Here is a 9022-nt window from a genome sequence, read left to right on the forward strand (position 1 = left end):
CTCGGGTACGCCTTTCCCGATACGGCTTCCGCGATAGCCTGAAACTGAAGCCCGCTAAAGTTTCGGAGGCCGGGATGAGCCAGCAGCCGTGGACCATCGAGTCGATCCGTGACGCCCTCGGCAATCCTGCCCTCGCCCAGCGCTTCCTAGGTGAGATCAACCGGGCGCCGGCGCACCAACTGCTCGCCGTGTTCGCGAAGTGGCAGGGCATTGCCCAGCGCACTCTCGACGCCGTTCAGCGTGGGCGTGAAGCCGCCGCCATCGAAGCGGCCGGCGGCGAGATCCCCGGCGAATGGCATGACGTCACCGACCGTGTCCTTGAGGAAGCTGCCCGCATTCGGGCCCGCGGAGCTGCCTGACCTGACAGGCTTGCCTGGTGTACGCCCTACGATGCGACGCCGTAAACCAGGCAGTCTGGGACGGCCTCCCCGCTGCAGCCAGCGAACGCCTCGCGCTCGCCCTCGCAGACGCCTGCGCCGACCCCCTCGGCACGACCGAGCCCTACGGCGAAGACGACGGGATCATGCGCACGCTCGTCACCGGCGACATCCTCGTAGTGATCTACCTCGGGCACCAGACGAAGACGCTGCACATCTACCAGATCGACTACCTCGGCTGACACGGCGACGCCCCCACCCGGAACGGATCCGGTGCGGGGGCGTCGTGCTGTCGGGGTGGCTACGCCGTTTCTGTCGCGCGATACCGTTCGATGAACGCGTCCACCGTCGCAGGATCGCGGCGCATCGCCGCCATCAGCTGGTTCTTGCGGAAGCGTTCACGGCCCGTCTCAAGGATTTTCTCGTAGCCGTCCCGGGCCTGCGCAATCCGTTCGACGGCCAGAAACTCGATGACGTCTTCCAGGCACGGCCGGAACCGCTTCCCGCCCACCGGGAAATGTAGCGACGCCAGAGACCGGCCCGGATCGCACTTCGGATCGTTCAGCGTCCCGAACAGCTCCGACGAGGCATCGACCTGCAGGTGAGCGTCCGGATAGCCGTCAACCTTGTCCCGCTCGTAGTCGTAGTGGAATAGGCCGTGCTTAGCGTCCTTCGATCCGAACACGCCAACGAACGACTTGTGGACCATGAGGTGCTCGCGCTCGGCATCCAGGCGCAACTGGAAGCTGACGTCCATCCACAGTTCAGCCTTCGGCGCCCGCGGTTTCAGCGGGAAGCGTTGAGCAATCAGCGTTCGCTTATCGAGCAGGTGCCCGAGCATGAAAAGGCGGTCGTCACCCAACTGGAGTGCGACCGCCTTTATCTGGACGTGATCAGAGATGGTGCCGTTCAGGAGAGCTTGGATCTCCTTGGTGAAGCCGTTCGTCTGGTTGCGGAGCTTGTCAGAGATCAAGTGCGCCGCCGATGGACACCCATAGCGATTGCGCCTGAGCTGAGCTGAACTCGCGCCGGCGGGCCATGTCGCGTAGCTGCGCGTAGGTCAGTCCGAGCCGTTCGAGAGCCGCGTAAGCAGCCTCCCGGAACTCTTCCTCCGACACTTCAGTGATGACGTCGTCGTCGTGATCAGCTGTCCGCTGTTCCTGAATGGTCATCTGAATCGCCCCTACCCCCCAGTAGCTTCCCGATGACAGTAGTGTCCCCCAAGGGTCTGACACTGTGACCCAGGTCACCACTCGGTGTCCAGTCGGAGGACGCGCTTGTCGATTTCTTCCCACTTGAGCGTGAGTTGCACGCGTCCGCTTGCCTCGCTGTCGGATTCCGGCCGTCCAGCGTTCGAGTCAGCAACGGGCGTCGCGCACGCGACAGCGCCCCCACAGCCACACGGATGCGCTTCGCTGCGCTCAGACCGCCTACCCGACGTCCGGCAGTTCGATGTTCGGCTCCGGCGGATGCTCCCCGCCATCCCGGCGTTCCGAAGCCCGTCGCCCCTCCTCGCGCAACGCCGTCAACCACGGCCACAGATCCGGCAGCTCCTGCCCTGGACACGCAAGCCGATGCTCAATCCGGCACCGCTGCTCCGCCACCGGCGGGCAGACCCCGTACACCGTCACCCGACCGTCCGACACAACGATCCACCGGTGCTCCGCCGGCACCAGATGAGCCAGCATCGTGACGTCGGGCTCCAGCAGCACCCAGTCGTGGTCCAGCGTCGGCACCCGATCCTGCGGCAGCCCGCAGAACGGGCACGTGAACGTCTGCGCCGCGTCTAAACGCCGCGGCCCCTCGTCGATGACCCCCATACACCGAGCGTGCGGGCCGTCCGAGCCCGGCGACACCGCGGCAACCGGACGGGACGGCAGGGACACGACAGCCTGGCAATGACGCGCGAGGCGACGTCGGCACCGCGGCAGCCCACCAGGCACAGCAGCAGCGGCCGGAGGGGCGGTCTAGACAGCACGGCGCCCCCGGCCGGGATCTCCCAGCGCGGGGGCGCTTCGACCTGCTCCACCAGCTCGGCCGCCGCGATAGCGTCAGCCGAGATCGGCCGGGTTGGTGTTGGCGCCACACAGGACCACAGCAACGGTTTCCCCGTCGGTGGCCCGGTAGGCGCCGCTGGTGAGTGCTGCCAGCGCCGTGGCAGCGCCGTTCTCCACCAGCAGACGCCGGTGGTCCCACAGTGCCCGCCGAGCCCGGATGATCTCAGCGTCCGGGACGAGCACCGAGCACACGTCATCGTGCTGGGCGGCGTGCAGCGCCATCTCCGAGGCGCGCCGAGCACCGAGAGAGTCAGCAGCGATCGAGTCGACCGGCACGTCCACCGGCCGAGCAGCCCCCACCGCCGCGTTCAGCGCCCGACAACGCTCCGGCTCAACCGCCACCGTCCGCACCCCGTGATGCTGCGCCGCGGTAGCGACACCCGAGAACAGGCCGCCACCCCCGACCGCCACGATCACCGTGTCCAGGCCGGAAACCTGCTGCCGGATCTCCTCCAGTAGGGTTCCTGCCCCGGCTGCGATCAGCGGGTGGTCGTAGGCGTGGCTGGCGAGGGCACCAGATGTCGCGGCGAACTCGGCGCAGGCGGCGGCCGCTTCGGCGTACTCGGCGCCACCCAGCCGCACCTCGGCCCCGTAGTCGCGGAGCCGTCCGACCTTCACCGTCGGCGCGTTTTCCGGCAGGAACACCGTCGCCCGCACCCCAGCCTGTTGGGCCGCCCAGGCGCAGGCGAGCCCGGCGTTTCCCCCGCTGGCGATCGTGACCCCCGCCTCCGGCAGCGTCCCCGCCTCCCTGTGGGCGGCGATGAAGTTCTGCGCGCCCCGAGCCTTGAATGAACCGGTGTGCTGCATGAACTCCAACGCCAGCCACACCTGTGCCCCGGGGAAAGCCTCCGGGTCGACGGGTGCCACGGTCACCGGGCGAGTGTGCCCGGCGATCCGGTCGGCGGCGTGTTTGATGTCGCCATAGGTGAGGGTCACGATCGCTCCTAGCGGTTAGGACCAGGCGATGAGCTGGCCCGTGATGGTCAACCCGAGGAAGAACGCAAACGCGATGCGCCGCTCCCCAGGGTTCGGGTCTACCGCATGGAAGTTCGCCGGGTTGAACAGCAGCCCGTCGCCCAACTCCGGCGCCAGCTTCACCCGCTGACGCCCCTCGACCGTGGACGGCAGATAGCCGTAAGCCTCCCGCGCCTGCTCATCCCCCGGCTCCCAGCGGCGCCGCCATACTGACGTGCTCCCACCGCTCCGAGGAACCTCTACCCAGACATTGAAGGCCAGCTGGGCCACCACGTCCTGGTCGAACACGCCGCCCGGGAACTCGCGGTTGATGTCGTCGAAGTGGATGAGCGCCCCTGCGTTGATCTCCCGAAGTGTTCCCCCGAACGCGGGACGCCCGCCGATCGTCGCCGGGCTGACAGCAGCACCCCACGCCGACCCCAATCGGGCCAACGACACCGCGATCGGATCCGGGCGCAGACCCGCACGCTGCCACGCCACCCGAGCAGCCTCCGCCGCCACCCAATACCGGTCAGCGTCCAGCGACCCGTCCGAGTGCCGGAAGTCGTTCAATGCCGGGCCGAACCGCACGATCCGCGTCGGCACCCGGGCAGCGTCATACTCGCCAGTCGGCAGCCGGTCCACTGCTCCCAGCGCCGCCTCACATGCCGCCGCATCCAAGAAGCCCGGGACGCGAACGGCGGCGACCGTGCCCGCTGCGAGGTTCGCCAGGTGCCGGTCCGTGAACGCAGGCGCCGCAAACGCCCTGAACAGCGGGTCGACGAGAGTTTCAGGCATGGGTGGATCCCTCTCTGTGAGATGTGTTGATCACCGGCGGTCAGATGAGCCCGCCGGGTACTGAGTGGCCTCGATCAGCCGGGCGGTCTGATCCCGCCCGGCCGTTGCTGATTCCTGGTGCCCTTAAGCGGTGCACGCCTGCCGCCCCATGAACTCGGCGCGGACCGCGACGAGCCGCGCGTGCTACGCGTCGATCGACGCGGCCAGGGCGCGGACCTGCTCGGCGAAGGCGGTCAGACGTTCCACGAACTGCCAGGCCTGCTGCGGTGTGAGGTGGAAGCCTTCGGATCCGTCATCGATGACCACGAACGGCGCCCGCTCCTCCAGCACGGGGGCGAACAGATCGGCGCCCAGACGCGCGTCCGCCAGCAGGCGATACCCCGGTTCGCCGCCCGGGACGACGAGGTCGGAGCTGGGGCCGACGTGCGCGACGTCTTCCAGGTGGCGCTCGTTCTCGGCGACGTGATCGGTGATGCACCAGGTGGCGCAGGGGATGTACACCTGCTGGCCATTGACGAGCGCCGGGACGATACGGGGCGCGGGGGAGACGGCCTGGACCGCGACGGCCGGCTCGGGGGTTGCTACAGTCATGGGTGTAGTCCTTTTCTGGCGAGACGGATTACTGACTGGCGAGTGGCAACTCGCCGGATGAACTGGCCGGGCGTTGCTGCGCCCGGCCGTTCGCGTTTTGTGGGGCTAGAACTCGTACTCCGTGGCGAGTAGATCGCCGTTCTTGACGATTTTGTACAGCCCCAACGGGTGTCGCTCTTTTGAGTAGGTCACCCGCAGAGTGACCAGTAGGGGCACGACCCCGAAGATCTTTACGGTCTCGGCGTTGGGTGGAGCTGCGGTGACGCGGTCCGTCGTCTCGTGGACCGTGACCTCGGCCGGGGCTTCGGGGTGTCGGTAGAAGTGCACGAGCTCCACCGGGCGGCCGTCGACTGCGCGCACCCATCTCTTCGCGTCGAGCTCCGTTCCGGGTTCCACGCCAAGGGTTGCGCAGGATCGCGGAGATGGGGCCGCCCGATACGACGTCATCTGCTGGATCACGCCCTCTGCATCTTCGCTGCCCGCAGCCTCGGATCGCAGCCCTGGTGGGACCACTGCGGCGATACCGAAGCCCTGTCGGCCGACTGCGAATCCCTGAGCCTTGAGCAGATTCAGGGCGCGCTGGATGGTGAGCGACGCGACTCCGTAGACCTCGATCAGCGTCCGAACCGTGGGGAACCTGTCGCCTGGCTGCATGCTGCCCGACTGAATGAACCCCTTCAGCTCGTGGGCGATGAACTCGTAAGGACTCCAGGTTCCACCGGGTACGCCGGTCGAGGTCCACGGAGTGATCTCGTCGATGATTGATGACGTTTTGTTCTGGTGATTGTGTAGCGGCTTTTCGGTGCGGATCGCGACGCGTTCCGCGTCGAGCGCCTCGGGTCGGCTGTCGAGCCACTCCGTCGTCTTGTCTGCGACGGCGGGCCACCAGGGCTTGGACTCTGCGTGCTGGCGCCAGCGGGTCTCTGTGTTGCCGCTGACCCCGACATAGAGCAGTTGGCCAGCAGTGTTGAAGAAGCGGTAGAGCGCGGTGCGCTCGGGCGATTCGGGCATGGGACCCCTTCAAGACAGACGTATCCCCAGCCGAGATGTGCTCACTGTCACAGCTCGACTACGCAGAACCGTAGCGCTATAGAGCAATTCTATCCACCCCTTGTGTGCGAACGCCTACGGAAGGGTCATTGACCAGCGGATACGTGTAGCGGGTAGCGTTGCTCTATATGAATCCGTCCCGAAGGAGAACGCGTGCCACGCCAGTCCGGCGAACCGCCTAAGTACCAGGAGATCGCCGACAAGCTGCGCAGGCAGATCGGCGACGGAACCTACCCGCCCGGCAGCCTGCTGCCCCCCGAGCGGAAGATTGCCGAGCTGGAAGGGGTGGCTGTCGGCACGGCTCGTCGCGCGCTCGCCGTTCTGCGGGATGAGGGCATCACTGAAGCGCGTACTGGAGCCGGCGTTTACGTGCGCACGTGGCGACCTATCGTTCGAAATGCCGTGCCGCGACTCTCGCAGTCGCAGTGGGGTGAGGGGCGATCGATCTGGGATGTCGACATCGATAAGCGGCGGCTCGAAGCGGTCGGCGTGCAGATCGAGCAGCTGCCTGCGCCGCCCGACGTGGCACGCACGCTGGACATCGAAGACGGGGCGCCAGTGTGGCGCCGGAATCGCAAGTACCTGGTCGAAGATGTGGCCGTGATGCGGTCCACCGCGTACATCCCTGACGATCTCGCCAGGGGTACGCGGATTACCCAGGTGGACTCGGGGCCTGGCGGCACCTATGCCCGACTTCGTGAGGCGGGTCACGGGCCGGTGCGGTTCCGTGAGGAGCTGCGATGCCGCATGCCATCGGCATCCGAGGCTGAGGACTTGGAGCTGAAGCCCGGCACTCCAGTTGTGGAGATGTGTCGTACAGCAATGCGGGCGGACGGTCGCGTCGTTGAGGTCAACCGAATGATTCTGGACGCGTCCCGATATCTGCTCGTGTACGACTTCCCTGCCTGACCTGCGCCTTCCAGCCCCCACCCTGACGGGTGGGGGCTTTTTGTATGCCTCAAATTCCATCATTGCTCTGTAGCGGTGTTGATTGCTCTGTAGCGCTGTGCTTCTATCTAGGTGTCCACCCCAGTCGACCGCAGGGGAGCACCTAGTGACACCTGTCTCCGTCGCCCCTACGGGCGGCTTCCTGACCACCGGAGAGGTGGCCCGCCACATCGGCGGCACCTCGCAGCACGTGCGCCAACTGATCAAGTCCGGCCGCCTCGCCGCCATCGACATCGCCAAGGGCAACGGCCGACCCCGGTTCCGTATCGCCGAGGCTGCACTCGCGGACTTCCTTCGCGACGCCGCCGTCATCGCCCCCTCGGAGGTGGCGTGATCATGAGCACCGCAACCCCGACCCTCACCCCGCCGCCCATGTCGCCGGCTGACCGCCTGGCCCACGACCTCGCGTCCTACGTCCGCCGGCCGCTGATGGCCGAGCACGACAAGACGAAGGAACCGCTCCCGCCGCGTCATCGTGGCCCGCACCCGTACCCCGCCGGGGTGGTGGCGTCGTGAAGGACATGTTCGCGTTTGCCGAGCAGGCCGTTTCGATTGACATCAAGTCGTCGACGTGGCGTGGCGTGTCCGGCGAGACCCCGTCGGGTGTAGAGGTTGCCGAGCATCTGGTGGAGACCTCCCGCTACGTACAGCGCGTGATCTGGGAGGGCACCTTCTCGCACGATCTGCTGGATGCTTTTCGTGCGGTCCGTGCGGAGGGCGTCGGCGACGAGGACACGCAGTCTGTCGGTCGGGATCTGATGAGCCAGATCCTCGCGGTGCACCTGTCTGGATGGGTTGACGTCGACGCGTGGGCCGGGAAGCCGGGCCGCGACTGGACGGATGTTCTCTATCTGGTGCTTGCCGCCGCCGACCTGGCCCGCACCTACGGTCCCGCAAAGGCGGTGACCAGCTGATGGCCCGGGAGATCCTCGACCGCACGCCAGCCTCCCACCCGCGCGGCTCGTGGCCGGCGGAAGAACTCGCGCAGCAGTTCCGCGACTCCGGTATCCCGGCAACGGTCGTCGCCGACCTCGACAGCGACTCCTTCCTCGTTGTGAAGGCGGGGGAGGCGTCATGACCGACGCAGAGCGCAAGAAGCTCTCCGAGAAGGTCGCCAAGGTCAACAAGCGCAGCGAGTCCCGGCCGAAGTAGCGGCCCCCATACCGCCGCGCTGGCGGGGATGACGTACCCCGCGGCCTCCGCCAGCGCGGCTCTCCACCCCTTGTTCACCCTTCCCCAAGGAGTGCGCTATGTCCCGATGGGCTGTTACCCGTCGCGGCGTCGAGGGTCCCGGCGCCGGCGGCCAGTACACGTACAGCGTCCGCGCCGACAGTGCCACGGAGGCCGTCGAGAAGACGGCCGTCAAGGCGAACCGGACGCTGAGCCGCCTCAACCGCGGCGGCACCCGCCTGGACCCCGAGCCGAGCGACATCACCCGCATCGACTGAAGGAGATCGTCATGTCCGGTAAGCCTGCCTGGCTGCAGAGCCAGATCGACGACCGCACCCGTGCTGCTGCCGCCCTTGGCGCGGCGGCTGACCAGACCAACGTGTGCCGCAGCATCGCGGCAGACCTGAACTCCAAGGGCCAGGACCACACTTCGGACCGGTTCTGGCGGGCGGCGGTAGCCGAATCGCACCGGCTGGAGGATGCCGCCTCAGTCGAGGGCTTCGACGTCCACGACATCGGTGAAGAGGCCGCCCGGCGCCGCTGATCCCCCAAGCTCCGCGGGCGGGTTGACCTCCCCCGTCCCCGCCCGCGGTATCCCACCCCGCACCACCCACACCCGCCTTCTGTGATCCCGAGAGGATCTGTGATCCCCCATGTCCAGTCAGACCCGTACCGCGTTTCTGGCCGAGTACCGCAAGGCCCGTTCCGACGCCGACTTCGACCGCGCTCTGGAGATCGCGTTCGCGGCGTTGGACTACGACGAGGACCACCCCGACGAGCCGTCGCTGATGGCCGAGCTCCGCGGCATGCACGTGAAGGCGGCGGCTTGATGCCCATCCACAAGGTCAACGAGTCTGCTGTGACCGGCCGCGACGGCTGCACCCTGCCTGCGCGAGTGCTCGCCGACAACGGCATCACCGCCCGCGTCCAGATCGAAGGCTGCGGCATCCAGCTTCGCCAAGGCCAGATCCACACGGTGGCGTCCAACGCCATCCAGGACAACCGCTAACCCCCTGATCGGCCGTGGCGGCGAGGAACCAAATCCCCCGCGGACTCGCCGCCACGGTCCCCAGCCCC

18 protein-coding genes are annotated in these 9022 nt (G+C 67.3%); 11 read left to right on the plus strand and 7 right to left on the minus strand.

The window, feature by feature from the left end:
* The first annotated feature begins 74 nt into the window (after positions 1-74).
* Both OG747_RS36410 and OG747_RS36415 read left to right on the plus strand, forming a co-directional pair.
* The gene (locus OG747_RS36410) at positions 75-359 is read left to right on the plus strand and encodes a hypothetical protein (protein ID WP_405883602.1); all 285 of its coding nucleotides are present in this window, start codon (positions 75-77) and stop codon (positions 357-359) included.
* A 17-nt stretch (positions 360-376) separates the two neighbouring features.
* Entirely contained in the window at positions 377-619 is a 243-nt protein-coding gene (locus tag OG747_RS36415) for a hypothetical protein (RefSeq protein ID WP_405883603.1), read from the plus strand.
* Between the two features lie 59 nt (positions 620-678).
* Here OG747_RS36415 and OG747_RS36420 read toward each other — a convergent pair whose 3' ends face one another.
* From OG747_RS36420 to OG747_RS36450, 7 genes are all read right to left on the minus strand, one after another.
* Positions 679-1350, minus strand: a complete 672-nt coding sequence (locus OG747_RS36420; RefSeq protein WP_405883604.1) for a hypothetical protein — start codon at positions 1348-1350, stop codon at positions 679-681.
* Positions 1340-1549, minus strand: a complete 210-nt coding sequence (locus OG747_RS36425; protein ID WP_405883605.1) for a hypothetical protein — start codon at positions 1547-1549, stop codon at positions 1340-1342. The genes OG747_RS36420 and OG747_RS36425 overlap by 11 nt, the downstream gene beginning before the upstream one ends.
* Before the next feature lie 258 nt (positions 1550-1807).
* On the minus strand, positions 1808-2197 hold the full coding sequence (locus OG747_RS36430; RefSeq protein ID WP_405883606.1) for a DUF6083 domain-containing protein: 390 nt from the start codon (positions 2195-2197) through the stop codon (positions 1808-1810).
* A gap of 231 nt (positions 2198-2428) precedes the next feature.
* Positions 2429-3373 (minus strand): threonine/serine dehydratase, encoded by a 945-nt coding sequence (locus OG747_RS36435; RefSeq protein WP_405885882.1) that lies wholly within the window; start codon positions 3371-3373, stop codon positions 2429-2431.
* Between the two features lie 12 nt (positions 3374-3385).
* Positions 3386-4186: a proline hydroxylase gene (locus OG747_RS36440; protein ID WP_405883608.1), complete on the minus strand. Its 801-nt coding sequence runs from the start codon at positions 4184-4186 to the stop codon at positions 3386-3388.
* 183 nt (positions 4187-4369) lie between these two features.
* Positions 4370-4777, minus strand: a complete 408-nt coding sequence (locus OG747_RS36445) for a DUF6907 domain-containing protein (RefSeq protein ID WP_405883609.1) — start codon at positions 4775-4777, stop codon at positions 4370-4372.
* 105 nt (positions 4778-4882) lie between these two features.
* Positions 4883-5788 carry a GntR family transcriptional regulator gene (locus OG747_RS36450; protein WP_405883610.1) on the minus strand — a complete coding sequence of 302 codons (906 nt, stop codon included), beginning with the start codon at positions 5786-5788 and terminating at the stop codon, positions 4883-4885.
* A gap of 192 nt (positions 5789-5980) precedes the next feature.
* On the opposite strand from OG747_RS36450, the gene OG747_RS36455 reads away from it, so the two are divergent.
* The 9 genes from OG747_RS36455 to OG747_RS36495 all read left to right on the plus strand — a co-directional run bounded on the left by OG747_RS36455 (position 5981) and on the right by OG747_RS36495 (position 8954).
* A complete protein-coding gene (locus tag OG747_RS36455) occupies positions 5981-6736 on the plus strand; it encodes a GntR family transcriptional regulator (RefSeq protein WP_405883611.1) in 756 nt (251 codons plus the stop codon).
* A 145-nt stretch (positions 6737-6881) separates the two neighbouring features.
* Positions 6882-7109, plus strand: coding sequence for a helix-turn-helix domain-containing protein (locus OG747_RS36460; protein WP_405883612.1), 228 nt, complete (start codon positions 6882-6884; stop codon positions 7107-7109).
* A gap of 2 nt (positions 7110-7111) precedes the next feature.
* Complete coding sequence (locus tag OG747_RS36465; RefSeq protein ID WP_405883613.1) at positions 7112-7291, plus strand: hypothetical protein; 180 nt, start codon at positions 7112-7114, stop codon at positions 7289-7291.
* Positions 7288-7689 (plus strand): hypothetical protein, encoded by a 402-nt coding sequence (locus OG747_RS36470; RefSeq protein ID WP_405883614.1) that lies wholly within the window; start codon positions 7288-7290, stop codon positions 7687-7689. The genes OG747_RS36465 and OG747_RS36470 overlap by 4 nt, the downstream gene beginning before the upstream one ends.
* Entirely contained in the window at positions 7689-7853 is a 165-nt protein-coding gene (locus OG747_RS36475; protein WP_405883615.1) for a hypothetical protein, read from the plus strand. Before OG747_RS36470 ends, OG747_RS36475 begins: the two co-directional genes overlap by 1 nt.
* 172 nt (positions 7854-8025) lie before the next feature.
* The gene (locus tag OG747_RS36480) at positions 8026-8223 is read left to right on the plus strand and encodes a hypothetical protein (RefSeq protein ID WP_405883616.1); all 198 of its coding nucleotides are present in this window, start codon (positions 8026-8028) and stop codon (positions 8221-8223) included.
* Between the two features lie 11 nt (positions 8224-8234).
* Positions 8235-8489 carry a hypothetical protein gene (locus OG747_RS36485; protein WP_405883617.1) on the plus strand — a complete coding sequence of 85 codons (255 nt, stop codon included), beginning with the start codon at positions 8235-8237 and terminating at the stop codon, positions 8487-8489.
* 109 nt (positions 8490-8598) lie between these two features.
* A complete protein-coding gene (locus OG747_RS36490; RefSeq protein ID WP_405883618.1) occupies positions 8599-8775 on the plus strand; it encodes a hypothetical protein in 177 nt (58 codons plus the stop codon).
* Positions 8775-8954: a hypothetical protein gene (locus tag OG747_RS36495; protein ID WP_405883619.1), complete on the plus strand. Its 180-nt coding sequence runs from the start codon at positions 8775-8777 to the stop codon at positions 8952-8954. Before OG747_RS36490 ends, OG747_RS36495 begins: the two co-directional genes overlap by 1 nt.
* Positions 8955-9022 lie beyond the last annotated feature (68 nt).

This window comes from Streptomyces sp. NBC_01384 (assembly GCF_045040035.1).
Classification (GTDB): Bacteria; Actinomycetota; Actinomycetes; order Streptomycetales; family Streptomycetaceae; genus Streptomyces.

Bases quoted from the DNA above. Each gene is read 5' to 3' on its own strand.
- OG747_RS36410 (WP_405883602.1), top strand. From the start codon at position 75: ATGAGCCAGCAGCCGTGGACCATCGAGTCGATCCGTGACGCCCTCGGC.
- OG747_RS36425 (WP_405883605.1), bottom strand. From the start codon at position 1,549: ATGACCATTCAGGAACAGCGGACAGCTGATCACGACGACGACGTCATC.
- OG747_RS36430 (WP_405883606.1), bottom strand. From the start codon at position 2,197: ATGGGGGTCATCGACGAGGGGCCGCGGCGTTTAGACGCGGCGCAGACG.
- OG747_RS36440 (WP_405883608.1), bottom strand. From the start codon at position 4,186: ATGCCTGAAACTCTCGTCGACCCGCTGTTCAGGGCGTTTGCGGCGCCT.
- OG747_RS36445 (WP_405883609.1), bottom strand. From the start codon at position 4,777: ATGACTGTAGCAACCCCCGAGCCGGCCGTCGCGGTCCAGGCCGTCTCC.
- OG747_RS36450 (WP_405883610.1), bottom strand. From the start codon at position 5,788: ATGCCCGAATCGCCCGAGCGCACCGCGCTCTACCGCTTCTTCAACACT.
- OG747_RS36465 (WP_405883613.1), top strand. From the start codon at position 7,112: ATGAGCACCGCAACCCCGACCCTCACCCCGCCGCCCATGTCGCCGGCT.
- OG747_RS36475 (WP_405883615.1), top strand. From the start codon at position 7,689: ATGGCCCGGGAGATCCTCGACCGCACGCCAGCCTCCCACCCGCGCGGC.
- OG747_RS36480 (WP_405883616.1), top strand. From the start codon at position 8,026: ATGTCCCGATGGGCTGTTACCCGTCGCGGCGTCGAGGGTCCCGGCGCC.
- OG747_RS36485 (WP_405883617.1), top strand. From the start codon at position 8,235: ATGTCCGGTAAGCCTGCCTGGCTGCAGAGCCAGATCGACGACCGCACC.
- OG747_RS36490 (WP_405883618.1), top strand. From the start codon at position 8,599: ATGTCCAGTCAGACCCGTACCGCGTTTCTGGCCGAGTACCGCAAGGCC.
- OG747_RS36495 (WP_405883619.1), top strand. From the start codon at position 8,775: ATGCCCATCCACAAGGTCAACGAGTCTGCTGTGACCGGCCGCGACGGC.